The organism is Galbibacter kalidii (assembly GCF_026241135.1).
Lineage (GTDB): Bacteria > Bacteroidota > Bacteroidia > Flavobacteriales > Flavobacteriaceae > Galbibacter.
Map to the genome: position 1 here is coordinate 47,461 of NZ_JAPFGA010000016.1, position 26,125 is coordinate 73,585.

Below are 26,125 nucleotides of genomic sequence, written 5' to 3' on the forward strand. Positions count from 1 at the left end.
AGTTATTAACATAAACAATTGTTATAAAAGTATATTTTTATTGAATAAATGAATTACATCATCTTTTCCGGGGATTAAATTCCAAGTATGGAACCCCATGTTTTTTGCTGTTTGAATGTGTTCAAGAGTATCGTCTATAAATATGGTTTCCCGGGCAGTAATGTTATTGTCATCCAACACAAATTCAAAAATACTGCTGTTGGGTTTTCTTAATTTGATCTCATGGGAGAGGTAAAATTTGTCGAAGCATTTTTTAAAACGTTCGAACCGCTCTTCAGAAATATTTTTAATCACTTGTTCGATATGGAGTTCGTTGGTGTTGCTTAGTAGAAAAAGCTTGTATTTTCCCTCTTTCGACAGTTTTTCGATAAACTCCAATCGGTATTCCGGGAAGTCCTGGATGATGGCGTTCCAGATGGTTTTCAATTCTTCGTCGCTTTCCTTCGGAAGGAATTTTTTGTATGCTTCAACAAAAGCTTCGGTTGAGATCTGTCCTTGCTCATATTCCATATTCAAGGCGTCGATTTTATCGGTCATTTTGAAATCGGGATACCTATCTAAAACCATCCGCATGGAAGCTTCTTTATCCAAATTGATAAAGACATCGCCAAAATCAAAGATTATGTTTTCAATCATTTTTATAGGTTTTAAGAAGATCGCCGGTTATGTTTTCTTCGGATTGGCTTGGATGTTTTAAAACCGGTGCTTGGGTTCCGTTTTCAAAATTTGTTTTTCCCTCAAAAACCCGGGCTTCATCCCAAAGGTTTTCGTCGATAAAAGTTTGCAGGGTCTTGCTTCCGCCTTCAACGATCAGACTTTGGATTTCGTGTTTGAATAAAACATCACAAATCTGCTGCGCAACATTTTTATTGAAGTCGATGTTTTCAAAAACAATATTTTCAGAAGAATCATCTTCCGTTTTGGTTTTTTGACCGACAAGGAAGATTGTTTTCTGCGAACCTTCCCACACAAAAGAATCTTTTGGAATACGCAATTGCCTGTCGAGAACCACCCGGATAGGAGAGTTGCCCTGCCAGTCCCGGGTATTTAATTTGGGGTTGTCGGTGATTACAGTATTTGTGCCCACCAAAATGGCTTGTTCTTCGCTACGCCATTTATGCACCAATTGCCTAGAAAACTTATTGGTAATCCAAATAGGCTTTCGATCTTCAGGAGAGTTGTCTTTCGACGGAGCAATAAAACCGTTGGCAGTTTGTGCCCATTTCAAGATTATATACGGACGACGTTTTTCATGAAAAGTAAAAAAACGTTTGTTACTTTCTTTACAAGCATCTTCCAGTATGCCCACGGTGACTTTGCATCCGGCTTCTGTCAGTTTTCTTATACCACGTCCGGCAACTTTTTCATTGCTGTCCAAAACACCTACCACCACATTCGGAATTTTATTTTTCACGATAAGATCGGCGCAGGGAGGTGTTTTTCCGAAGTGCGAACAAGGTTCCAAAGTGACATATAAAGTGGCTTTTTTGAGTAGCGCTTTGTCTTTAACCGATTGAACCGCATTGACTTCGGCATGATTTTGTCCGGCAGGGCTGGTAAAACCTTCGCCTATAACCTTATTGTCAGCAACAATCACACAGCCTACCATAGGGTTGGGGTAGGTGTTTCCCAGACCATTTTTAGCAATCTGGATACATCTTTTTATATAGAAATCATGTATATTCACAGACACGAAAATAGCAATAAATCACTGTATGAACCTTATGCAAATAAGAGAAATTCAACCAAAGGACAATCAGCGAATGGCAGAAATCGTCAGGGAGGTCATTGTGGAAATGGGCGCCCCAAAAACCGGAACTGCTTATGAAGACAATGCTTTGGACAATCTTTTCAAAACCTATGACAAAGAACGGGCTGTTTATTTTGTTTTGGAAGTGAATGGAGAAGTTGTCGGCGGCGGCGGAATTGCACATTTGCAAAACGAAGATGAAAGCATTTGCGAACTTCAAAAAATGTATTTTTTGAATACGATACGCGGTAAGGGATTTGGAATGAAAATGATGGAAAAATGCCTGGATGCCGCCCGGAGTTTTGGCTTTAAAAAATGTTATATTGAAACCATGCCCTATATGACCGATGCACAGAAACTGTATAAAAAGGCCGGATTTCATTATATCGATAAGCCTATGGGGAATACGGGCCATTATTCTTGTCCAGTTTGGATGTTAAAAGAGATGTAGGATGACCTTAAACCAATTGAAAAGTGAATTTACGCAAACACTGAGTGGTATTTATGAAGCCACAGAGATAAGCACTTTCTTTAAGTTGCTATGTGAATCCTATATGGGACTGCAATCCTATCAGATTACTCAGAACTTACAAATCGAGGTTGAAGCGGATGCATCAGCTAAATTTCAAAACGCTTTAGCCGAATTAAAAACACAAAAGCCCATTCAGCATATTTTAGGAAAGGCCTATTTCTACGGATTGGGATTTTTGATCAATGAACACACCTTGATTCCGCGACCGGAAACCGAAGAGTTGGTAGACTGGATCATAAAGGATACTGCAAAGAACACCTCACTTAAAATATTGGATATTGGGACGGGGAGCGGGTGTATCGCTGTTTCATTGGCTAAAAATAGGCCCGATGCCGAGGTTTACGCCGTGGATGTTTCAGATGCGGCTATAGCAATAGCAAAGGAAAATGCAAAGTTCAACAAAGTGAATGTCAACTTCCGTGAAGTGGATATTCTTTCGGTTTCATCTTTGTCAGAAATATTTCCTGAGATCGATTCGTTTGATATTGTCGTTTCCAATCCGCCCTATGTGCGGAATCTGGAGAAGCAGGAAATAAAAGACAATGTATTGGGATACGAACCTACCACGGCACTTTTTGTATACGATGACAATCCGTTGATATTTTATAAAAAGATAGCACAATTAGCATCGGGAGATTTAAAAAAAGATGGGATATTGTACTTCGAGATCAATCAGTATCTTGGAAAAGAAATGTTGGACTTGATAGCGGAATATCAATTTCAGGATACAAAATTAAAGAAAGATTTGTTTAAAAACGATAGGATGTTGAGGGCAAGAAAAGCTTAAAATCATGTCAGTTTGATTTCCATGTGGAATGTTGTGAAAACAACCTATCGAGACCCCATTTCAACAAAATCACCTAATTAACTACTACTTATTGTCACGCAAAGCTTTAACGATATCCGATCCGGTGGGGACTTCGAATATTTCCAAATCAAAATGGGGAACAGCAGCAATGATGTGTTCAAAAATATCGGCCATGATGCGTTCGTAATTCACCCAACGCTTGTCTTTGGAAAAAACATAAATTTCCAACGGAATCCCTTCAGCAGTAGGAGCGAGGTGTCTGGTCATTATCATCATGTCTTTATTGATGGCAGAATGATTTTCTAAATAGAGGTCACAATATTTTCTGAAAAGGCCTAAGTTGGTCTGATTTCTCCCATTAACAACGTTACGTTTTTTATCGAATCTGTGCTCTTGGTTGAACTTATCAATATCCGTTTGCCTGTGTTCTATATATTGTTGTACGGCTTGGATGTTGGAATATTTCTTAAGGTCGTCTGCAGTCAGGAATTTCACACTTGACGATTTTATATAAATCGCTCGTTTGATTCTTCTACCGCTACTTTCCTGCATTCCTCTCCAGTTTTTAAACGAATCGGAAATAAGGGCATAGGTAGGGATGGTCGTGATAGTATTATCAAAATTGCGCACTTTCACGGTGGCTAGGTTGATCTCAACAACATCCCCGTCAGCGCCATACTTTTCCATGGAGATCCAATCCCCAATGCGCACCATATCATTGGCAGAGGTTTGGATACTAGCAACAAAACCTAGAATAGTATCTTTAAAAACAAGCAATAGGATAGCCGAAGCGGCCCCAAGAGTAGTGATGAATTTAAGGATGGATAGCCCCGTCAGTTCTGAAAAAATAAAAATAATCCCAATAAACCATACGAAAATGATAATAACCTGTGCGTAGCTGTCCAAAGGCTTGTCATAAAAACGATCGGTTGTTCGCAGGTATTTTTTAACACTTTTGATAACACTTCTGAAGATAAAGATGATCAAACAAACCAAATAAACATCAGTTACTTTTAAAAAGAAATTATTGAGATCCGGGAAATCAGTAAAAATATAGGGAATAAGTTGCTTGATAATAATAAGAGGAATGATATGGGCAACGTATTTCGGGAAATTACTCTTCACCAAAAAATCGTCAAAAGAGGTTTTACTTTTTTTGGTAAAGGTATAAAAGAGCTTTACCACAACCGTGCGTATGAGGAGATCGATCAAGAAAACAACAATGGCAACGACAAGAAGGTTGATAATCAAATTTACTTTTTGAGCTGTGCCTAATGTATAGTCATGATCAATCATCCAGTCGTGTATAAAACGACTTATGCGAGATAATAGTTCTTGGTTTTTTTCCATAGGTATTTTGAATTCAGCACCCACAAAAGTACATTAATTCCCATTAAGTGGGTTTTATTTCACGATGAACTACATCGAAATAAACTAAGACTTATTCATTTGATTACCTCGTGGGACTGCCCAAAGGTAGTTGATTTTTATGTTTAAAATCACACGAAAATCACAAAGAAGCTTTTGTTTTAAATCTTTTTCTTTTCTTTTTATTCGGGTTGTTGAAAAGACGTTTAAAAAAGCCATCCCTTTTCTCGGGGGCACAATCGAGACTTTTCAGTATTTCTTCTGATGGAGTTTCAAATTTTGCTTGTGTGATCCGTCCAAATTCACGCTTGGCATTCATCTTTTGCATCCATCGCCCAAAAATAGGTAATGCGGCATTGGCTCCTTGCCCCATTGCGGTTGTTTTAAAACCGATCTTATGATTGTCCAAGCCCACCCAGGTAACACTCACCAATTCCGGTGTAATCCCTACAAACCAAGCATCTTTATTGTTTTGTGTGGTTCCTGTTTTTCCCGCGATATCGTTTTTTAATCCGTATGCTGAACGCAGTCGGGTGGCGGTTCCTTTATTGATGGTCGATTTCATCATTTCCAGCATCAGTTCCCTTGTGGTGTCAGAAAATGCTTTTTCTTCCTGTATATCAGGGTTTTTATGTTCTGAAAGTATATTTCCGTTATTGTCTTCAATCTTTTTGATGAAATACGGTCTTGCCGGAACACTATTGTTGACATAAGAAGTATAAGCTTTGGCCATTTCCATAAGACTGATTTCCGCAGTTCCTAAGGCTATAGACGGCACTTTGGGCAGGGTAGAGGTGATGCCCATTTTTTTAGCTTGTTCGATTGTATTTTGAATCCCTGTTTTTTCCAAAACCTTTACTGCAATGGTGTTTATAGAGTTACTCAAAGCATATTCCATAGAATAATTCATATAGGTTGTACTATCTTCTTTTGAAGCATTTTTTGGCGTCCATCCTTTTAAATTTTCATATTCTACAGCATCATCAGAAAAATAGGTACAAGGATCGATACCGTTTTCCAAGGCAGCCGTATACACAAAAGGTTTAAAGGTTGAACCAACCTGCCGTTTACTTTGGATAACGTGGTCGAATTTAAAATACTCGTAGTTGATGCCTCCAATCCAGGTTTTTAACGCCCCGTTTTTGGGATTGATGGCCACAAAACCACAGTTCAGAAACTTTAGATAGTGTTTTAGGCTGTCTATGGTGCTCCATTGTTCCTCGGTTTTCTCTTCCCAATTAAAAACGGTCATTTCTTTTTTTTGCTGAAGGGAATCCAATATCTGTTTTTCATTTAGTCCGTCTGACAGTAAACTTTGATAGGCTTTTGTTTTTTTGAGTTCGATATTGATCAGCGATTCATTAGTTAACCACGGCGCATTTTTACCATGACTTTTTTCAAATTGTTGTTGTAGTTTCTGAAGGTGTTCCTTAACTGACGTTTCCGCCATTTCTTGCATATCATAATCGATGGTGGTATAGATCTTCAGTCCGTCGGTATAAATATTAATGGTCGTATCTTCTTTTTGATTGTAAGTTTTCAGCCATTCCTTTAAGTACAAACGGACGTGCTCCCTGAAATAAGGTGCTATTCCGTCATTATTGCTGTATTGCTGAATATCGAGTTTTATGGAGTCTTGCTGAAGGGAATCATAAACAGGTTCAGAAATATAATCGTGTTTTTCCATTTGAGAAAGCACTACATTACGCCGTTGCTGACTGCGTTCAGAAAATAATTTCGGATTGTAACTGTAAGTGGCTTTTAGCGAACCGATAAGCGTAGCAGCTTCTGCTGTGGTGAGCTGTGTGGTCGATTTGTTGAAAAAATGTTTGGCGGCACTTTCAATTCCGAAGGTATTATCACTAAAAGGAACCGTATTGAGGTAATGCAACAGGATTTCGTCTTTGGAATATACCTTTTCCAAGCGTTTGGCTATGATGGATTCCTTCAGTTTATGAACTGCGATTCCTAAAGCTCCCAAATCTTTACGCGGAAATAGGTTTTTTGCCAATTGTTGGGTAATGGTGCTACCACCCCCGGAAGATTCGTCTTGCAATAAAATACTTTTAAAGAACACCCGAACCAAACTTCTGTTGTCCACTCCGTTATGATCATAAAAACGGGCATCTTCTGTGGATACCAAAGCATGAACCACATGTTCCGGGATACTGTCAAACGGAATAGGCTGCCGGTCATTGATATAGATTTTTCCCAACAAGCGTCCATCGTTTGCCAGGATCTCTGTGGCTTGATCCAATTCCAGATCGGACAATTCTTTTTTACTTGGAAGATGTCCCCAAGCCCCTAGATAAACACTCAGAATAAAAATAACAAAGAGGGATGCCAGTGAGGCTATACCTATAATAAGGTGGTTTCTGTATTTTTTTAAAAATGCTAATATCATAGACTACAAACAAACAATTTTTTTGGCTCAATGAAGGTTAAAGCTCTATTAAAGTTGGTGATGTAGATATACGAATGGAAATATGTCTTTGGTTTTAGTATAAATGTTAATGATAGTTTATTTTATATTCTAACCAAAAACAAGCTCCTCCTTCAGACGAAGGGAGGTGGGCGAAATCAATTGAGCAAGAATTGGTTGAGGTCGGAGGGTTTTGATAATCACTAAGTTTCAGATAAGAAACAAATGTAGGGTGTTTTAACCACAGGTTCACACAACTCGCCATATAGTAGTAATAATCAACCCTGCTCTCTCAAGTCTCCCAATTTCGGAGCTGATATTAGACATTAGGTTTATTTACCACAATTCTCATAACATAAAGATTATATAAATAATACGGGCAAACCATATTAAATTATAACTTTGTAATGCGTATTTGTGTTTTTGATTGAAAAGACAAAATAGAGCAGTATCTTTACGGGATAAAATGAACATTATAAATAACATAAATTAGAAGAGAAGAGTTATGAAGTTTTTTATAGACACAGCAAACTTAGATCAAATTGCCGAAGCAGAAGCATTAGGGGTATTGGATGGGGTGACTACTAATCCCTCATTAATGGCAAAAGAAGGAATTACAGGAAGGGACAATATCATTAAACATTATGTGGATATTTGCAATATTGTAGATGGTGATGTTTCAGCAGAGGTGATCGCCACAGATTTTGAAGGGATCATCAAAGAAGGAGAGGAGCTGGCTGCTTTACACGAGCAAATTATTGTTAAAGTACCTATGATAAAAGACGGCGTAAAAGCGATCAAATATCTTTCAGACAAAGGCATAAAAACAAATTGTACTTTGGTTTTTTCACCGGGACAGGCCCTGTTGGCAGCAAAAGCCGGAGCGACATATGTATCGCCTTTTATCGGAAGATTGGATGATATTTCTACAGATGGTTTATCGCTTATCGCTGATATCCGTCAGATTTATGACAATTACGGATATGAAACTGAGATCTTAGCGGCTTCCATCCGTCATACTATGCACGTGATAGATTGTGCTAAACTTGGTGCCGATGTTATGACAGGACCACTTTCTGCCATTACTGGTTTATTGAAACACCCATTGACAGATATCGGACTTGAAAAATTCCTTGCAGATTACAAAAAAGGAAATAACTAAGAAGTTTTTCTTAAGATAGAATATTGTAAAAACCTGTTTTATATGATATAAAGCAGGTTTTTTACTTTTCAAGCCCCTCATTCTCACTTAAGGCATTTTTTAATCGTCTGTTAAAGTAGATGTGGCCAAAGCCTTCAATGATCTTCCCGTTTATACCAACGACAATAACTTTATTGGTGTTTCTAATGACCAGATCACCCAGCAAGGTTTTAGGATTATTGGCCTGATATTGGTTGGGAAGATCGTCATTCTTGATTCTGGTCAAAGTTTTTGTCCACAGGTCATAACTATTATTGATGTTGATACCTATGTATCGATATTCAGGAAATTCTTCTTTTAATTTAGCAATTCTGCCTAGAACATTCACATGATGATTCCTCTGAAATGCATTCCAAAAATAGAAAACAGTGTTTTTGTCGTAAAAAGCGGTGTCAAAAACAACTTCTTTTCCTTCTACATCAATCATATGCAGGGTTGGAATAGTTAATCCTTTTTGCATTGTTTGCACCTTTTGATAAAAAGAATCGATTTCTGTTTGATGCTGATTTTCAGGAGCAAGCTTGCGAAACGATTGTATGAAATCGTGATTCTCTTTAGAAGGATGCCCTCCGAATAAATAGGAATATGCCACATGTCGGGTTAGATTGTCTTGTAATTCCCGATAGTCTACAATACTGTCTATAAGTTTTAGTTTATGAGTGTTGTAGTGTAACGACCTTTGAATGTTTCGGATGGTATCACCTTCTTCTTTGCAATAATAATAGGACATATTATTGAAATGGGTGTCCAGATAATTGTGATACGGACGATAATATATGAGCAGGGTGTCGTTGTAGTCTATTTGTTTTCTGTAATCGTAAAAATTGCCGGGGAGCTCAGGTAAATCTTCCAGTCCGTTTCTCCATTTGTGAATAAACGGATATTCCTCCATATCTGTAAAATAACGATAGTTAATGGCACCTTGTACTATGTGTTTGGCTAATGGAGAGAGTATGTTGTGTTCATCCACATCATTAAGTAGTTCGGTTTTCATACGTTTTAGCGAATCGATCTTATGTAGAAATACTTCAGGAGGAAGTTCACTGTATCTATTCACTGCTTTTTCCTCGTCTTCATAGATAAGGTACATATCGATCAGGAAATTATTCTTTTCTGAACCTCTTCCTGAATATACCAATGATTCATCAAAATCCAAGGTGTTGAGGCGCATCAACAAACTATCGCCTTTTTCCAGGATCAAGTATTGATATTCATTGTGCTCAAAATGATATAAGCCTTCTTTTACCTGGTCTAGCTCAAATATAAATCGATTGTTAGCATCGAGCTTTGTGGAGTCAATAAGCTCGTTGTCATAATATAGATATACACGCTCTGTGTTTGGGTTTACAATTTCACCGCCAAAATATGCCTTGTCGGGCGATTTTGCACAACTATGGGCGAGGGCTGTAATTAACGCTAAACAAAAGTATTTCATTAAAATACGTTAAATTAAACTGTCTTGAAGTGTTCCCACAAGACATTAGGCTGTATGCCTAAAAACATTTTGACGTAACATACGTCAGACATTACATAGCTCACTTAGTGAGTAAAGATGCGTAAATATATCAGTTTTAACAAATCTATAAAAGCGTGTTATAGATTAATGTTAAGATGAAGTTAAATAAGTCCTTTTAACGTTTGCATATGTACCTTAATTGTGTAGTTATTTTGTTACTTTTGCGGCTGAATATGTAAAAAACGAAGCGAATGCTATCAGTTTCTAATTTATCCGTACAATTTGGGAAAAGAGTTTTGTTTGACGAAGTCAATGTTACCTTTACTCAAGGGAATTGTTATGGAATTATAGGCGCAAATGGAGCCGGAAAATCAACATTTTTAAAAATATTATCCGGAAAGCAAGATCCTACCAGCGGACATGTGCATTTGGAACCCGGAAAGCGTATGTCGGTTTTGGAACAGGATCACTATGCTTATGATGAATATCCGGTTTTGGAAACCGTTTTAAGAGGAAACAAACCCTTGTTTGCCATCAAAAAGGAAATGGATGAGCTCTACGCTGATTATTCTGATGAAAATGCGGATAGAATAGGGGAGTTACAGGTTCAGTTTGAGGAAATGAACGGATGGAACGCCGATAGCGATGCAGCAGCTTTGTTGTCGAATCTCGGAATTCCCGAAGAGCTTCATTATACATCGATGGCTGACCTTGACGGAAAGCAGAAAGTACGGGTGTTATTGGCACAAGTCTTGTTTGGTAATCCGGATGTGTTGATCATGGATGAGCCGACGAACGATTTGGACTTTGAAACCATTTCGTGGCTGGAAAACTTTTTGGCAAACTACGATAATACAGTGATAGTAGTTTCTCACGACCGTCACTTTTTGGACGCTGTGTGTACCAGTATTGCCGATATTGACTTCGGAAAGATCAATTTGTTCAGTGGGAACTATACGTTCTGGTATGAAAGTAGCCAGTTGGCAGCAAGACAAAGGGCGCAACAAAATAAAAAAGCAGAAGATAAAGCCAAGGAACTTCAAGAGTTTATCCGTCGTTTTAGTGCGAATGTCGCTAAAAGTAAGCAGGCGACTTCCCGTAAAAAAATGCTGGACAAACTAAAGGTGGAGGATATCAAACCGTCGAGCAGACGATATCCGGCCATTATTTTTGAAAGAGAAAGGGAAGCCGGTGATCAGATTCTAAACATTGAAGGGCTCTCGGCAAGCTTGGACGGAGAAGTATTGTTCAGTGGAATCGATATCAACTTGGGCAAAGGCGATAAAGTAGCTATAATCTCTAAAGATTCAAGAGCTACATCGGCTTTTTATGAGATCATAAACGACAATGCAAAACCGGATTCAGGGAAGTTCAGATGGGGAATAACCACAACACAGGCTTATCTTCCGGCAGATAACTCAAACTTCTTTGATAACGACCTTACTTTGGTGGATTGGCTTCGCCAATGGTCGAAAACTGAAGAAGAACGGGAAGAGGTTTTCGTCCGCGGTTTCCTTGGAAAAATGCTGTTCAGCGGTGATGAGGCTTTAAAAACCAGTAGGGTACTTTCAGGAGGGGAAAAAGTGCGTTGTATGTTGAGCAGAATGATGATGATCCGCGGAAATGTGTTGATGCTGGACGAACCGACAAACCACTTGGATTTGGAAAGTATTACGGCTTTTAACAATTCGTTGAAAAAATTCAAAGGAACGATCTTGTTGACAACACACGATCACGAATTTGCCCAAACTGTTGCCAACAGGGTAATCGAACTCACACCAAATGGGGTAATAGACCGCTATTTGTCTTTCGATGAATATATGAGCGACCCTAGTATCAAGGAACAACGTGCTAAAATGTATGGGGCTTAATTGAAAATAAAGAGACCTGTCAGATTTCCAAAACCTGACGAGGTCTCAATTTCCTTATTCGCACGACACTTGTTTTAACACCTGATCTTCATAAAAGTCTATTTCTGCTCCTTCTTTAAAAACAACGACACCGTTTTTTTCTTCAGTTTCTCCATAGCCTGGAATATAACCATCTCCTTTTTTTAAAAAAATGATTTTCCGCATGGAGCGCATGCCTTCAGCCATAAAGTTGTAATCCAGAAGAAGGGTGTCACCTTTCACAACACCTTCCACGGTTCCGAAACTTTTGTCTTTTTCATAAAATTTATAGGCCAAACTACCGGTGATGGAATTATCCTCCTTTTCTATCATTAATTGAATGGAATCCTTTTGATTGACATAAAGATAACATTCCACTGCGGGGGCATCGGCCAAAACATCTTCTTTAAGAATTTCGTCAATACTCTCGAGGTTTTCTTTTTTGGGTTCGTTTTTGCACGCGAAAATGCTTAGAAGAACAAGAACTGCTATTGTAAAAAATGAATGTTTCATGTGTTGTGGTTTTATGTAAAGATACGTTTTAACCTTTTATTTCTTCTTAGCTTCCACCAACTCAAGCTGATCTATGCTCACGTTGGTGGTAAATATCCCATAATTTACCACAGCCTTATTTTTCTCGATACTATCGATACTTCCCACAGACTTGCTGTCCGTCAAGCGCACACGGTCGCCTATTTTCAAAACAGGTTTTGGTTTTTCGGGGGCTTTGGGTTTGGCTGCTATTTCCTTTTTCTTTTTCTGACGGATCACCTTAACCTCTTTTTGTACTTCAGCTTCGACAGCTTTTTTCTTGGCCCGTTCTTTTTTCTTTACGGAAGCCTTTTCTCGTTTCCGTTTGGAGTTTTCAGTTTCTACAATGCGTAAAAATTCAGAGATCAGCGGACGCTTCTTCTTCTTGATAAAATATTTTTCAGCAATATCGTTAATCTTATTTCCCAAATAGATCATGCGCTGGTTGTGGTCATACAACTGTTGATAACTCTCCAGTTTGGTTTTTATCTTACTGTTCAGTTCTTCCAAACGCTTGGCTTCATCCCTGGTTTTTACTTCCTCTTCTTTTAGTTGAGTAGAGGTCTTTTCCATTTTGCTGCGTTGCTTTTGCAGTTTGGCGATGGTAGCGTCGAAACGCACTTTTCCGCGTTCGATTTTCTTTTTCGCCCGGTTGATCAGGCTGTAGGGGATACCGTTCTTTTGGGCTACCTCAAAGGTAAACGAGCTTCCAGCTTCGCCAAGGATAAGTCTAAAAACGGGTTCCAGGGTCCTGCTGTCGAACATCATATTGGCGTTGGTGGCATGGGGGAGCTCGTTGGCCAACATTTTTAAATTGGCGTAGTGAGTGGTAATGATACCAAAGGCTTCCCGTTCGTAGAACACCTCCAAAAAAGTTTCAGCCAGGGCACCTCCCAATTCCGGATCACTTCCGGTACCGAACTCGTCAATAAGAAAAAGGGTTCCCTTGTTGCATTTCCGAAGGAAATAATTCATGTTTTTCAAGCGGTAGCTGTACGTACTCAAATGGTTTTCGATGGATTGGTTATCGCCGATATCCGTCAGGATCCGGTCAAACAAACACATTTCACTACGTTCGTGTACCGGTACCAACATGCCACTTTGCAGCATGAGTTGTAAAAGTCCGACTGTTTTTAGCGTAATACTTTTCCCTCCGGCATTGGGCCCGGAAATAACAATAATCCTGTTCTCCTGATACAGGGTAATGCTCTGCGGATAGGTTTTTTCGCCTTTTTCTTTATTCGTTAGATATAAGAGAGGGTGATAGGCCTCAATAATGTTAAAATGACGCTCATCGGTTATTTTAGGAAGCAAGGCCTGCATTTGCTCGGCGTATTTCGCTTTGGCGGCAACGACATCAATCAGACTTAAAAAGGATTGGTAATCAACTAACAAGGGTAAGAAAGGCCGAAGAAAGTTGGTCAATTCTTTTAAAATCTTCTGAACCTCCTCTTTTTCTTCATATTCCAGATTGTTGAGTTCCCTGTTGTATTTTTGGGTTGCATCAGGTTCGATATAAACAATGCTTCCGGTTTTGGAGTTCCCCATGATCGAACCTTTTACCCGCTTACGGTACATGGCTTTTACTGCTAACACCCGGCGGTTGTCTATCACGGTTTCTTTGATATCGTCCAATACGCCTGCTGAGGTGTAACTGCTCAAAGCACTGGCAAAACTCTGGTTGATCTTGGAGCGAACTTGTCCAATTTGTTTTCTAATGTTGTAAAGTGCTTCAGAAGCGCCGTCTTTGATCTCCCCAAAACGATCAATTACCGCATCAATCTTTTGAATAATTTCTTTGGTAAGCTCAATCTCTTGGGCAGTAGCATGAAGAGTAGGATAGTATTCCTCAAATTTTTTATAAAAAAGAATGTGACTGTTTACGGTAGCCGAAATGGAAGCAATTTTCCGAAAACCTTCAATCTCGATTAACGTGTTTTCAATACCTAAAAGTTGAATTTCCTTGGAAATGGCATCAAAATAATGATTGGGAATGGTGTTGTTGTTATCAAAAGACGCCAAATACTCATTGGTCTGATGCAATGAAATCATCAACTTTTCCTTCTTTTGAAAAGGAGTGATTTTCAACGCCTGTTCCTTACCGAGCTCTGTACTGCAAAACTCGGCTACTTGTTCGAGTACCTTTGAAAATTCAAGATCTTGTAATGTCTTTTTGTGTATTTTGTTCATAGTTTTCCCCACTGCATTCGAGCACCGCAAATTTACATACTAATTTGGATTTACTCACTAAGTGGGATTTGAAATGTTCCGATGCCTGTCTATTGGGATTTCAGAACCATCCGTTCCGATCTGAAAGCGTTGGGATATAAGGGAGGAGCTTTTTTATTTAGTACACACAATTATTCAATCAAAAAGTTAATTGGTGTTAAAAAGGCAAAAATGTATATTTACAGATTGTAACCATAAGCTTAAAATTCATGGAGGTCGCTATAGAGTCGAGCTGGAAAGCCCATTTACAAAACGAATTTGATCAGCCTTATTTTTCTGAATTAACAAGATTTGTGAAGGAGGAATATGCAAAATACAAATGTTATCCTGTAGGAAAACAAATCTTTAACGCTTTTGAGCATTGTCCGTTTGATAAAACCAATGTAGTGATTATCGGGCAAGACCCTTATCACGGACTCGGACAAGCACACGGACTTTGTTTTTCGGTGAATGATGGGATTACACATCCACCTTCATTGGTCAATATTTTTAAAGAACTGGAAACTGATATTGGGAAACCTTATCCGCAATCGGGAAACCTGGAAGCTTGGGCAAAACAAGGAGTTTTATTGTTGAATGCCACACTGACCGTTAGGGCACACCAAGCCGGAAGTCACCAAAACAAAGGCTGGGAGACCTTTACCGATGCTGTGATCAAAACTGTTTCTGAAAAGCGGGAAGGGGTGGTCTTTTTGTTATGGGGCGGTTTTGCCAAACGAAAAAGTAAACTGATCGATGCTAGAAAACATCGTATTTTAACCTCTGGACATCCCTCACCTTTGAGTGCAAACAAAGGCTATTGGTTTGGAAATAAGCATTTCAGTCAGTGTAATTCAATCCTGAACGAAAACAACAAACCACCTATAGATTGGTAACGATTTTTGAATAGGAGAGGGGGGCATCAATAATATTCAGTTTTTGTAACTCTTCCTGTATGTTTTTAACCGTTATAGGCGCAATATTTTCCTGACTCCAACGGGTGATGGACAGCCATTCTTTAATATCTTCTATTTTTTGCTCGTATCGATTGGCCAGCATGCGGTCGATACTCGGAATATTTTTGAAATCTGAAGTATAGGTATTGATCACCTCCAAGACATGCTTGATGATGTTCGCGTTTTTTATCAATACTTCATCCCTTACAGCCACCACAAAACAGGGCCAGGGAGTAGGGCAGTCGCCAATCCTTCTGAAAACACCTTTGTCTACTATGGGCTTGGTAGTAAAATGCTCCCACATAAAATAATCGGCAGTTCCTTCTGTTAGTGCATCAATGGCGCCTTGGAGGTTGTTAATCACTTCAAATTGTAAATCCTCAGTATTCCAACCGTTATTATCCGCATTAACAAAGGCCATAAGATGACTTCCGCTACCATATCTGGAAATAGCAGCTTTGGTTCCTTTCAGCTCTTCAATCTTTTTATAAGGAGAACCGGAACCCACATGAATACCCCAATACAAAGGAGATTGCACAAATACCTGTACGATTTTAGAAGGATTTCCGTCTACGATGTCCTTCACGATGCCTTCAGTTAAAATAACGGCTATATCCGTTTCGCCATCACGAAGCATTTGGCACATTTTTCCCGTTCCTTCGGGAACATCCGTCCATTGCAGGTCTATTCCCCTGTCTTCAAAAGCATTGTCGTCTATAGCGAGATGCCAGGGTAGGTTAAAATGTTCAGGGACACCGGCGATTTGTATTTTCTTCATGGTATTACTACTTGCTTTTTAAAAATCATCTACCTTGGGGCAAGCCTGTCTGCCGACAGAGGCAGGCCCAAGAAACATTAAAATTATAATTTGCCTTAGCCCATTTCAATATAGAGCATCAAGAAATAGGCACCACTTAGTGAGAGTAAAGATAGGCTTTTAATGAAAAAATGGTCTAATCTTTAGTCAGTTTTTCAAGCGTATATTCAATAAGTTGTTGTGTTGATTTTTGAGGATGTTTTGAAAAAGTTCCCGTTGCTCTGTTTGCCAAAATACAATTCATGGATACTGCTTTGTGTCCCAACAATGCTGCAAGTCCGTAGATTCCAGCAGTTTCCATTTCCAAATTGGTCAATTTCAATCCGTTGAAATCAAAACTAGCCAGTTTGTCGTTTAGACTTTCATCTTGCATATCCAATCGGAGTTTTCTCGATTGCGGACCGTAAAACCCCGGATTGGTGGCTGTAAATCCCAAATGAATGTCTTCGGAAATCAGTTTTCCGGCTAATGCCTTACTATATTTCACTACATAAGGAACGGATTTCTCCGCTGCCCAAGAGGTGTGTTTTACCAATGCGGTTTGAATATCTTGATGTTGAACAGATATACTGTCGTAAAAATGTAAGAGTCCGTCAAAACCAACAGCATATTCGCTGATCAGAAAATCATCTACCGGAATGTGTTTCTGAATGGATCCGCTAGTGCCAATCCGAATAATATCAAGCGATTGTAAGGACGGTTTCGCCCTTCTGTTTTCAAAATCAATATTGACAAGTGCATCGAGTTCGTTGAAAACGATATCGATATTATCGGTTCCAATCCCCGTGGAAATAACACTGATACGCTTACCGTTCAAATGTCCGGTATGGGTAACGAACTCCCGTTTTCCTTTTTTTATTTCAATTGAATCAAAGTAACGGGACACTTCAGCAACCCTGTCAGGGTCACCAACGGTAATAATCGTAGGTGCAATGTCTTCCGGAAGTAAGTTTAAATGATAAATACTGCCATCATTATTCAAGATTAATTCAGACTCGGCAATACGGCTCATGCTACAACTTTAACAATTGTGCAGAATCTTCCATAAACAAAAAAGAATACTTAGGTGTTCCCCCCAAATATTCTTTGTCATTTCTTATGATCGGATAGTAGTTTTCGATTTTTTTAGCCACGTTGACCCCGGTTTTGGTAAGTTTAACCGGCTTAAAAGACCTAAACAGTGGTCTTAGCATGGTAGCCATCTTAAAATATTGCATATCACCAAATCCAAAGTGTGCCTGATCTTCCAACATTTCGTTGACCAGCCCCTTTTTAGAAGTTGGTCTTTGTGTTAATGAAAGGTTCAACATTTTATTTTCCAATTCGTTCAAACCGTTCTTTACGGTTGGAAAACGATGAAGATGGGTTTCCATGGCAAGAGTCAGTGATGATAACTGACTGTTGTTTTGTTTTATGTCATTTTGAAGGCGGATAGGGTTGTTTTCACAATACAATTGCCAAATATAATCACCAAACTCAATATCGTCTTTGGAAAGGAGAATGCGATTATCGTATATTTTTTTGATTTGTTTTTTGTTCAGTTCGGAAAGGCTATACAATTGCTCGCTTTCCTTTTCTGAATGAACTAAATAAATGTCGGCATCGCTACGGTTTTTTTTCAACCAGCTTAGCATTGCAATCATATTCACCTGACAAAAAAGATCATCTTCAAACCAAAGAACAATCTCTTGTTGTGATTTTTGGTTACATAAATTTCGGTATTCTTTTAGGGTGAAGTTTATAAAAGTATCTTTAGTCACTTTATATGCACTGTGTAGGTATTCGTAGCGCTGACGCCAAAAGGATTCACTTCCAACTTCGTTGATCGTTTTTCCTTCGCATAGCATTTCACGCCAAGTTATAATATCACCTGCAATATCCAGTTTTTTCAGTACAGAAGTAAAACTGTCACCGTTTGTAATATGAAGTGTTTTAGCCATTTAATCAAATAATTTTGTAAGATCTGGTTGGTAAATGTATAAATTATGAAATAAAATCCAATAGCAAAACGTGTTAAATCCTGTTAAGTGGATTTTATTATTCCCAGATGCTCTGTGTTGAAACGAACTAAGGTAAATTCGTTTGAAGCTTGCCCCAGAGCAGTTGATTATTCATCCCCCAACTCTTTTTACCTTAAATCCTTTATCCTGAAGTATTTGCATGATTTTGTCGCGATAATCCCCCTGGATAATAATTTTATCATCTTTAAAGGAGCCACCAACACTGAGTTTGGTTTTCAGTTCTTTTGCCAAAGATTTAAAATCTTCTTTTGCGCCGGTATACCCATCTATAATAGTGATGGGTTTTCCTTTTCTTTTTTCATATTTACACAAAAGAGGTTCGTCTTGCATCCAAATAGCGTCCTTGTTCTCTTGGGGAGTTTCTTCTTTAAATTCGTGATCAGGAAATAGATTTTTTAGCTGATCTTGTAAGTCCATTTTCTATTCTTTTATTAGTCCGAGTTCGATTAAACGTTCGTGTAGGAATTCCCCTGAAGTAATATCCTCATACAACTTTGGATGATCCTCATCGACACAATTTTCCAGAACATTCAAAGGCATATCACTTATCGGGTGCATAAAGAAGGGAATGGAGTAGCGAGAAGTCCCCCAAAGTTCTTTAGGTGGATTGATCACCTGATGAATGGTAGATTTCAACTTGTTATTGGTGTGTCTTGAAAGCATATCACCCACATTGATCATCAACTCGTCGGGTTCTGCAATCGCGTCGATCCATTCGCTATCATGGTTTTGTACTTGCAATCCTCTTCCTTGTGCGCCCATCAGCAACGTAATAAGGTTAATGTCACCATGAGCTGCTGCCCTTACTGCATTTTTGGGCTCTTCCATGATAGGAGGGTAGTGGATGGGTCTTAAAATGGAATTTCCGTTTTTGATGTATTTGTCAAAGTAGATTTCATCTAAGCCTAAATGTAAGGCTAAGGCCCTTAAGACATATTTAGCAGTCTTTTCAAGCATTTTGTAGGTTTCCTTTCCTACTTCGTTGAATTTTGGGAGTTCTTCTACTTCTACATTGTCGGGATATTCCTTTTTCAGTTTAGGATCGTCTTCAACATATTGTCCGAAATGCCAAAATTCCTTTAAATCCCCTTCTTTTCTTCCTTTGGCGTGTTCTTTTCCGAAGGAAGTATATCCGCGTTGCCCGCCAATACCTTCAATTTCATATTTATTTTTTACATCTTCAGGAAGATTGAAGAATTTTTTGATTTCGCTATACAGGTTTTCAATAAGGTCATCTGACAAAAAATGTCCTTTTAGTGCCACAAAGCCAATTTCTTCATAAGCTTTGCCTATTTCGCTTATAAATTTTTGTTTGCGAGCAGGGTCGTCTGATAAAAAATCTCTTAGGTCAACACTGGGTACTTTATTCATTTTATCTGATATAATTATAGGTATATCTACAAATGTAACGATTTATTGCGCGATTCCGTATTTTCGTTTTTCAAAAAAAATGATTTAGCGTTACTGCTTTAAAATTTATTAATTTTGGTGAAAACCGATATTTCATATCTGAATCGATGCGTATATCTCCTTTTGTTTACGACAACCGTTTTATAAGCAATGACACTCTTATTTCACTCTATAAGAACATGCTAAAATCAAGAATGATCGAGGAAAAGATGCTGGTCTTGTTGCGACAAGGAAAAATATCAAAGTGGTTTAGCGGAATTGGTCAGGAGGCCATATCAGTTGGGGTAACCACAGCGCTTGAAGATGATGAGTACATACTACCGATGCACCGCAATCTGGGTGTTTTTACCACGAGGGGAATCCCGTTATATCGATTGTTTTGTCAGTGGCAGGGAAAGGCGAGCGGATTTACCAAAGGTCGGGACCGGAGCTTTCATTTTGGATCCAACGAGTACAACATAGTGGGGATGATCTCCCATTTGGGACCACAATTGGGGGTAGCCGATGGGATTGCCTTAGCAAACCTGCTTCAAGGGAAAAAGAAAGTAACAGCAGTGTTCAGTGGGGAAGGGGGTACTAGTGAAGGAGATTTTCACGAAGCCCTTAACGTTGCAGCTGTGTGGAACTTACCGGTGTTGTTCTGTATTGAAAACAACGGATATGGACTCTCCACACCCGTAAACGAACAATTTAAATGTAAAGATATAGCAGAGAAAGGTGTGGGTTACGGAATGGAATCGCATGTGATAGAAGGAAATAACGTACTTGAAGTCTATAATACCGTTCGTCGCTTGGCGATAGAGATTCGGGAGCGCCCGCGTCCGGTGCTCTTGGAATTCAAAACCTTCAGGATGCGTGGCCATGAAGAAGCAAGCGGGACAAAATATGTTCCTGATGAATTAATGGCCGAATGGGAAGAAAAAGATCCTCTGACAAATTACTTTCATTTTTTATCAGATGAAGCTATTCTCACAGAAGAAAACGATGAAACGTTTCGAGTTGAAATTAAAGCAGAAATTGACAGAAATTTGCAGATTTCTTTTACAGAGAACAATATTGATTCAAATGTAAGCAATGAATTAAATGATGTTTTTCAAACATTTGATTATAAAGAAATTAAAAAATCAGTAAACTTAATTAAACTACGTTTTGTTGATGCTGTTTCCTTAGGTTTGAGGCAATCTATGGAAAGGAATGATAACCTTGTTATTATGGGGCAGGATATAGCCGAATACGGAGGTGTGTTTAAAGTCACCGAAGGTTTTGTAGATCAATTTGGAAAAGAACGAGTGCGAAATACACCCATTTGCGAATCAGCCATTGTTTCAACGGCGATGGGGCTGTCTATAAACAAAATGAAAGCGGTGGTGGAGATGCAGTTTGCCGACTTTGTCTCATCGGGATTCAATCCGATAGTTAATTATTTAGCAAAAACACATTACAGATGGGGACAAAACGCCGATGTAGTGATCAGGATGCCCTGTGGTGGAGGCGTGGGAGCCGGACCTTTTCACTCACAGACCAACGAAGCCTGGTTTACCAAAACTCCCGGCTTGAAAGTGGTGTATCCAGCTTTTCCCGCAGATGCAAAGGGCTTGTTGGCAACTGCGATAGAAGATCCGAACCCGGTTTTGTTTTTTGAACACAAAGCCTTGTACAGAAGTATTTCAGAAGAAGTGCCTCAGGAATACTTTAATATTCCCTTTGGGAAAGCCTCTGTTTTGAAGAATGGTACGGATGTTGTAATTATCACCTACGGTGCCGGCGTTCATTGGGCATTGGACGTAATTGAGGATAATCCGGAACTGTCTGTTGAATTGATTGATTTGAGGACACTTTCTCCGTTGGATACGGAAACGATCTTCAAATCTGTAAGAAAAATAGGAAAAGTATTGGTGTTACAAGAGGACACTATGTTTGGAGGGATTTCCAGTGATATTTCAGCGATGATCGTTGAAAATTGTTTTGAATACCTGGACGCCCCTGTCAAAAGGGTAGCTGGCTTGGACACACCTATTCCGTTTGCTAAAAACCTTGAAGAAGAGTTTATGGCAAAATCGCGTTTGGAAAAAGAGCTTTTGGATTTATTGGACTATTAATTTTTTTCTCAATTAATTTTTTGTTAATTTAACAATTGAAATACTTAAAATGAATGGTGTTTTTAGTATTTTAGTTTATATATCAATACATAAAAACAAGTTAAAATGAAAAAAAAGTCGTTTATTATGATGCTTATGGCATCTTTTGTTCTGTTCTCCTGCGGATTGAGCAAGGAAAACAGAAGTTCAAGAAAAACCCTAAACGGTACATGGCAACTCTCTAATATTAGTTATCAAAATAACGAGGGTTATTTCAGTTCCGTTCTTTTTAACGACGTATCTGCTAAATGTTTTAAAGGTAGTGAATGGTTTTTCCGTTCCAATAATAGTACAGGGTACTACAATATCCTGTCTCCCGGGGAATGTGCTTCGGGACAACGTAACATAAGATGGTCTGTGCAAGACGATCCCAATGGCAATCCTAATCGTTTTCAGTTTAAATTCATAGACGAAAAGAAAAATGATATAGGAGGAGGTTACGGATATGTATTTAACATCAATACGTTGTCTGAACAACAAATGGTAATCAGTTCAGATGCCAATGTTGAAGGAAAGAAGGTAACCGTAGTATATGAATTTAACAGAATTTCACTTTAATTTTAAATCAACATTATGAAAAAAATATTAATTAAAGGTGGCGTAGTATTAATGTCACTAACATTACTCGCAAGTTGTGAAGCAATAAAGAATTCGAATAACACCCAGAGAGGAACTGCTATTGGAGCTGGTTCAGGAGCTGTGATAGGAGGCGTTATCGGTAATAATGTCGGTGATAAGAACAACTCTGTGGTAGGTGCTATTATCGGTGCTGCTGTGGGGGGTGTTGTAGGAAACAGAATTGGTAATAAAATGGACAGAAATGCGGAAGCCATTGAAGAGGCAATCCCTGGAGCTGAAGTGACTAGAATTGGTGAAGGGATCAATGTGACCTTTGATGAGAACAACGGTGTGCAGTTTGCATTGAATTCTGCTGAGATTTCTGCTGAAGGAAAATCGACACTTAGCAAAATGGCAGAGGTGTTTAATGAATATAACGATACTAATGTGTTGTTAGAAGGACATACGGATAGTTCAGGAGCTGATGCTTACAATATGAGTCTGTCTGAGAAGAGAGCGAAATCAGTAAGGGATTATTTAATATCTCAAGGAGTTGCTTCATCGAGGTTAACAACCAAATGGTATGGAGAGGTACAGCCGAAGTATGATAACTCTACAGAGGTAGGTCGCTCGAAGAATCGACGTGTTGAGCTTGGTATTGTTGCCAGTCAAGAAATGATTCAAGAAGCAAAAACACAATAATTTCAATTGTAAATTGAAAGCCCGGTCTATGTATCGGGCTTTTTGTTTTTTATACAATAAACTTATTTAATAACAACCACATAATCAACCTACAAAATGAAAAACAACAGATTAATGTATGTGGCTATGATCTTTGCTGTGGCATTTATCATTAGCTGTAAACAAGACAAAAGAGAAAAACCAACTCCTGAAACTGAAACAATGGTGGAGGAAGTTAGCGTAGAAGGTAAAGAACTGGTATATGAAACAGATTCCACAAGTATGAAGGGATATGTGGCATACAACAGTAATTTAAAAGAAAAAAGACCAGGTGTATTGGTTGTACATGAATGGTGGGGACACAACGAATATAGCCGAGAACGTGCCGATATGTTGGCAGAACTGGGGTATGTAGCCTTGGCAGTGGATATGTATGGGGATGGTAAAATGGCACAACATCCTGATGATGCAGGAAAATTCTCAGGAATGGTAATGAAAAATATTGATGTCGCCAAAGCCCGATTTGACGCGGCCTTGGAAGCATTAAAAAATAACCCACACGTAGACCCGGATAAAATTGCAGCCATAGGCTATTGTTTTGGAGGTAGTGTTGTACTGACGATGGCCGATATGGGTGTCGATCTTGACGCTGTGGCAGCTTTTCACAGCGGTGTTCAGCTACCGGTAATGCCTACAAAAGACATCAAAGCCAAAATTTTGGTGTGCAACGGCGCTGCCGATCCTTTTGTTTCTGAAGAATCAATTATCAATTACACAAAAGCGATGGACAGTGTAGGAGCGGATTATGAGTATATAGCATACGAAGATGCTGTTCATGCTTTCACCAGTAAAGCAGCTGATTCTCTAGGGAAAAAATTTGACCTTCCTTTGGCATACAATCAAGATGCTGATGAAAAATCATGGGCAGAACTTCAAAAATTACTTAATGAAGTTTTTTAAAATCACCAGTTGAGTGGGAATTAAATTTTGTCAGGTTGAGCATTGCTTGAAAAAAATATATTTTATTGAAAGCACATGGTGTAGCCATCGAAACCTATTGATTCTAAAAAATATTTAGATCTCGATAAGCTTCGCTTGGTATCTTCAATTCAAAATATATTTTGAACCTTGATAATGCTCGAACTGACACTTAAGAACCTTTTACTTTTTAAGATAGCCCTTATTTTATTGGATGAGTTAGAAAGGTTAGAAAGAAGCTATTCTATTTTTTTCCGGTAACGGTGATGGCGGCAAGAAGCTCTTTATAATTCATCGTTTTTAAATCCTCGTCAGAATAGAACGGACTCAGTTTATCGTCATTAAAATGGTACAGTTCCCATCGTTTGTCGTGATATTCCAAAGCAGTAAGATTTTCTATCCAGTCACCGGAGTTTAAATACAGGCATGTCCCGTTCTTATTCACTTTTCGAAGCATTTGTGGCTGATGTATATGTCCGCATATCACATACTTATACCCGTTTTCGATAGCCAAGTCTGCTGCCACTTTTTCAAAGTCAGCAATATATTTCACTGCTTTTTTTACGCTGTCTTTGATTTTTTTGGAAAGGGAATATTTCTCTCGTCCCATTCTTACCAAAAACCAATTGATGAACCGGTTCAGAAGGATCAAGAAATCATAGCCCCATCCACCCAGTTTTGCAATCCATTTGGTGTGTTGTATGGAAGCATCAAAAACATCGCCATGGAAAATCCATGTCTTCTTTCCGTCGAGTTTCATGGTGAGTTTATCCAAAATATGGATGTTCCCCATGCTTACATCACTGAATTTCCGAAGCATTTCATCGTGATTTCCCGTAATATAGAAAACCTCAGTTCCTTTGGTAGAAAGGTCGATGATCTTTTTAATGACCTGTAAATGATTTTTAGGGAAATATCGTTTTCTGAATTGCCAAATGTCAATAATATCGCCGTTCAGGATCAATTTTTTGGGAGAAACACTGTTTAAATAAGAGAGAAGTTCCCCGGCATGGCAACCAAAGGTGCCCAAGTGTACATCTGAAATAACGACAACTTCTAGTTTTCTTTTTCTCAATCCTATCGATTTGGTTTATTAGGGCTAAGAAATAAAACTATTTGTTGTATCGTATTATTTGACAATTAATTATTTATGATGTGATTGTTAAGAAAGATCGTTTTTTAAGGTTAAATATTAATTTATGATTACGCAGAATTAATTTTTGTTTCTCTTTTTTAAAATTTACATTTGTCAAAACCAAAATTTTATGGCAGGAAATTCCTTCGGAACCCTCTTCAAATTAACAACTTTCGGTGAGTCTCACGGTGAGGCTTTAGGCGGAATTATAGACGGATGCCCGGCGGGTATCCCAATAGATTTGAATAAAGTCCAATTAGATCTCGACAGGCGTAAGCCAGGACAGTCCGCTATTGTAACCCAACGTAAAGAACCCGACGAAGTGCGTTTTCTTTCCGGGATCTTTGAAGGGAAAACCACAGGAACTCCCATTGGTTTTGTTATAGAGAACACCAATCAGAAATCACATGACTATTCCCATATAAAAGAAAATTACCGTCCGTCCCATGCCGATTATGTGTATGATAAGAAATACGGATTCAGGGATTATCGCGGTGGCGGACGAAGTTCTGCCAGGGAAACTGCTTGCAGGGTAGTGGCAGGAGCCATTGCCAAGCAAATGCTGGGAGCAATGACCGTCAATGCCTATGTGTCTTCCGTAGGAAATCTTCATTTAACAAAACACTATTCAGAATTAGACCTGAGCAATGCCGAAACAAATATCGTGCGTTGTCCCGATGCCGACATGGCTTCGGAGATGGAAAAACACATCAAACAGATAAGAAAAGAAGGAGATACCGTAGGGGGTGTGGTGACTTGCGTCATTAAAAACGTGCCTATTGGTTTGGGTGAGCCGGTGTTTGATAAATTGCATGCCGAATTAGGTAAAGCAATGCTTTCGATCAATGCTGTAAAAGGTTTTGAATATGGAAGTGGATTTGAAGGAGCCGCGATGAAAGGAAGTGAACACAACGACCTTTTTAATGAAGACGGAACCACAAAAACCAATTATTCCGGTGGGATTCAAGGAGGAATTAGTAACGGAATGGATATCTATTTCAGGGTAGCCTTCAAGCCTGTGGCTACGATTATGCAAAACCAAAAGACTATCAACAAAGATGGGGAAGAAGTGGAGATGCAAGGAAAAGGACGACATGATCCTTGTGTGGTGCCAAGAGCTGTACCCATTGTTGAAGCTATGGCGGCTTTGGTATTGGCAGATTATACATTGATAAACAAAAGTGTAAAATATTAACGATTACTCACTAAGGGAGATTTTATCCCGATAATTATCGGGACGGGATCATCCCGAGGTAATTTATTAAT

23 protein-coding genes are annotated in these 26,125 nt (G+C 38.8%); 10 read left to right on the forward strand and 13 right to left on the reverse strand.

Annotated elements, in window-relative coordinates; translation table 11 throughout:
• Positions 1 to 21: 21 nt before the first annotated feature.
• Both OOZ15_RS15470 and ribD read right to left on the reverse strand, forming a co-directional pair.
• Positions 22 to 636 (reverse strand): HAD family hydrolase, encoded by a 615-nt coding sequence (locus tag OOZ15_RS15470; RefSeq protein ID WP_265957341.1) that lies wholly within the window; start codon positions 634 to 636, stop codon positions 22 to 24.
• Entirely contained in the window at positions 629 to 1,687 is a 1,059-nt protein-coding gene (ribD, locus tag OOZ15_RS15475; RefSeq protein WP_265957342.1) for a bifunctional diaminohydroxyphosphoribosylaminopyrimidine deaminase/5-amino-6-(5-phosphoribosylamino)uracil reductase RibD, read from the reverse strand. The genes OOZ15_RS15470 and ribD overlap by 8 nt, the downstream gene beginning before the upstream one ends.
• A 28-nt stretch (positions 1,688 to 1,715) precedes the next feature.
• Between ribD and OOZ15_RS15480 the strand changes: the two genes are divergently transcribed.
• Both OOZ15_RS15480 and prmC read left to right on the forward strand, forming a co-directional pair.
• Positions 1,716 to 2,201 carry a GNAT family N-acetyltransferase gene (locus OOZ15_RS15480; RefSeq protein ID WP_265957343.1) on the forward strand — a complete coding sequence of 162 codons (486 nt, stop codon included), beginning with the start codon at positions 1,716 to 1,718 and terminating at the stop codon, positions 2,199 to 2,201.
• Between the two features lies 1 nt (position 2,202).
• A complete protein-coding gene (prmC, locus tag OOZ15_RS15485) occupies positions 2,203 to 3,069 on the forward strand; it encodes a peptide chain release factor N(5)-glutamine methyltransferase (protein WP_265957344.1) in 867 nt (288 codons plus the stop codon).
• An 84-nt stretch (positions 3,070 to 3,153) separates the two neighbouring features.
• On the opposite strand, the gene OOZ15_RS15490 is transcribed toward prmC, so the two are convergent.
• Together OOZ15_RS15490 and OOZ15_RS15495 are read right to left on the reverse strand one after the other, a co-directional pair.
• Complete coding sequence (locus OOZ15_RS15490; RefSeq protein ID WP_265957345.1) at positions 3,154 to 4,440, reverse strand: mechanosensitive ion channel family protein; 1,287 nt, start codon at positions 4,438 to 4,440, stop codon at positions 3,154 to 3,156.
• Between the two features lie 160 nt (positions 4,441 to 4,600).
• A complete protein-coding gene (locus OOZ15_RS15495) occupies positions 4,601 to 6,862 on the reverse strand; it encodes a penicillin-binding protein 1A (RefSeq protein WP_265957346.1) in 2,262 nt (753 codons plus the stop codon).
• Between the two features lie 523 nt (positions 6,863 to 7,385).
• Here OOZ15_RS15495 and fsa point away from each other — a divergent pair.
• Positions 7,386 to 8,042, forward strand: a complete 657-nt coding sequence (gene fsa / locus OOZ15_RS15500) for a fructose-6-phosphate aldolase (protein ID WP_265957347.1) — start codon at positions 7,386 to 7,388, stop codon at positions 8,040 to 8,042.
• A gap of 61 nt (positions 8,043 to 8,103) precedes the next feature.
• Here the strand turns inward: fsa and OOZ15_RS15505 are convergent, their stop codons facing one another.
• On the reverse strand, positions 8,104 to 9,516 hold the full coding sequence (locus OOZ15_RS15505; protein ID WP_265957348.1) for a hypothetical protein: 1,413 nt from the start codon (positions 9,514 to 9,516) through the stop codon (positions 8,104 to 8,106).
• A 272-nt stretch (positions 9,517 to 9,788) separates the two neighbouring features.
• Here OOZ15_RS15505 and OOZ15_RS15510 point away from each other — a divergent pair, with 272 nt between their 5' ends.
• Positions 9,789 to 11,408 carry an ABC-F family ATP-binding cassette domain-containing protein gene (locus OOZ15_RS15510; protein ID WP_265957349.1) on the forward strand — a complete coding sequence of 540 codons (1,620 nt, stop codon included), beginning with the start codon at positions 9,789 to 9,791 and terminating at the stop codon, positions 11,406 to 11,408.
• Positions 11,409 to 11,462: 54 nt separating this feature from the next.
• On the opposite strand, the gene OOZ15_RS15515 is transcribed toward OOZ15_RS15510, so the two are convergent.
• Both OOZ15_RS15515 and OOZ15_RS15520 read right to left on the reverse strand, forming a co-directional pair.
• Entirely contained in the window at positions 11,463 to 11,939 is a 477-nt protein-coding gene (locus OOZ15_RS15515) for a hypothetical protein (protein WP_265957350.1), read from the reverse strand.
• Between the two features lie 36 nt (positions 11,940 to 11,975).
• On the reverse strand, positions 11,976 to 14,147 hold the full coding sequence (locus tag OOZ15_RS15520; RefSeq protein ID WP_265957351.1) for an endonuclease MutS2: 2,172 nt from the start codon (positions 14,145 to 14,147) through the stop codon (positions 11,976 to 11,978).
• Positions 14,148 to 14,395: 248 nt separating this feature from the next.
• Here OOZ15_RS15520 and OOZ15_RS15525 point away from each other — a divergent pair, with 248 nt between their 5' ends.
• Positions 14,396 to 15,061: a uracil-DNA glycosylase gene (locus OOZ15_RS15525; RefSeq protein ID WP_265957352.1), complete on the forward strand. Its 666-nt coding sequence runs from the start codon at positions 14,396 to 14,398 to the stop codon at positions 15,059 to 15,061.
• Here OOZ15_RS15525 and OOZ15_RS15530 read toward each other — a convergent pair.
• The 5 genes from OOZ15_RS15530 to OOZ15_RS15550 all read right to left on the reverse strand — a co-directional run bounded on the left by OOZ15_RS15530 (position 15,048) and on the right by OOZ15_RS15550 (position 19,330).
• Positions 15,048 to 15,899, reverse strand: coding sequence for a substrate-binding domain-containing protein (locus OOZ15_RS15530; protein WP_265957353.1), 852 nt, complete (start codon positions 15,897 to 15,899; stop codon positions 15,048 to 15,050). The two genes, OOZ15_RS15525 and OOZ15_RS15530, sit on opposite strands and share 14 nt — an antisense overlap.
• 175 nt (positions 15,900 to 16,074) lie before the next feature.
• Complete coding sequence (locus OOZ15_RS15535) at positions 16,075 to 16,950, reverse strand: nucleoside phosphorylase (RefSeq protein WP_265957354.1); 876 nt, start codon at positions 16,948 to 16,950, stop codon at positions 16,075 to 16,077.
• A 1-nt stretch (position 16,951) separates the two neighbouring features.
• A complete protein-coding gene (locus tag OOZ15_RS15540) occupies positions 16,952 to 17,878 on the reverse strand; it encodes a DUF1835 domain-containing protein (protein WP_265957355.1) in 927 nt (308 codons plus the stop codon).
• Positions 17,879 to 18,049: 171 nt separating this feature from the next.
• Complete coding sequence (locus OOZ15_RS15545) at positions 18,050 to 18,376, reverse strand: translation initiation factor (RefSeq protein ID WP_265957356.1); 327 nt, start codon at positions 18,374 to 18,376, stop codon at positions 18,050 to 18,052.
• Positions 18,377 to 18,379: 3 nt separating this feature from the next.
• Positions 18,380 to 19,330 carry an isopenicillin N synthase family dioxygenase gene (locus OOZ15_RS15550; protein WP_265957357.1) on the reverse strand — a complete coding sequence of 317 codons (951 nt, stop codon included), beginning with the start codon at positions 19,328 to 19,330 and terminating at the stop codon, positions 18,380 to 18,382.
• Positions 19,331 to 19,476: 146 nt separating this feature from the next.
• Between OOZ15_RS15550 and OOZ15_RS15555 the strand changes: the two genes are divergently transcribed.
• The 4 genes from OOZ15_RS15555 to OOZ15_RS15570 all read left to right on the forward strand — a co-directional run bounded on the left by OOZ15_RS15555 (position 19,477) and on the right by OOZ15_RS15570 (position 23,706).
• Complete coding sequence (locus tag OOZ15_RS15555; protein ID WP_416337325.1) at positions 19,477 to 21,468, forward strand: alpha-ketoacid dehydrogenase subunit alpha/beta; 1,992 nt, start codon at positions 19,477 to 19,479, stop codon at positions 21,466 to 21,468.
• A 105-nt stretch (positions 21,469 to 21,573) separates the two neighbouring features.
• Complete coding sequence (locus tag OOZ15_RS15560) at positions 21,574 to 22,065, forward strand: lipocalin-like domain-containing protein (RefSeq protein WP_265957359.1); 492 nt, start codon at positions 21,574 to 21,576, stop codon at positions 22,063 to 22,065.
• A 15-nt stretch (positions 22,066 to 22,080) separates the two neighbouring features.
• Positions 22,081 to 22,767: a YiaD family glycine zipper/OmpA-like lipoprotein gene (locus OOZ15_RS15565; RefSeq protein WP_265957360.1), complete on the forward strand. Its 687-nt coding sequence runs from the start codon at positions 22,081 to 22,083 to the stop codon at positions 22,765 to 22,767.
• 96 nt (positions 22,768 to 22,863) lie between these two features.
• Positions 22,864 to 23,706: a dienelactone hydrolase family protein gene (locus tag OOZ15_RS15570; RefSeq protein ID WP_265957361.1), complete on the forward strand. Its 843-nt coding sequence runs from the start codon at positions 22,864 to 22,866 to the stop codon at positions 23,704 to 23,706.
• A 262-nt stretch (positions 23,707 to 23,968) separates the two neighbouring features.
• On the opposite strand, the gene OOZ15_RS15575 is transcribed toward OOZ15_RS15570, so the two are convergent.
• Positions 23,969 to 24,799 carry a UDP-2,3-diacylglucosamine diphosphatase gene (locus tag OOZ15_RS15575; RefSeq protein WP_265957362.1) on the reverse strand — a complete coding sequence of 277 codons (831 nt, stop codon included), beginning with the start codon at positions 24,797 to 24,799 and terminating at the stop codon, positions 23,969 to 23,971.
• 190 nt (positions 24,800 to 24,989) lie between these two features.
• On the opposite strand from OOZ15_RS15575, the gene aroC reads away from it, so the two are divergent.
• Complete coding sequence (gene aroC / locus OOZ15_RS15580; protein WP_265957363.1) at positions 24,990 to 26,054, forward strand: chorismate synthase; 1,065 nt, start codon at positions 24,990 to 24,992, stop codon at positions 26,052 to 26,054.
• The last annotated feature ends 71 nt before the right edge of the window (positions 26,055 to 26,125 follow it).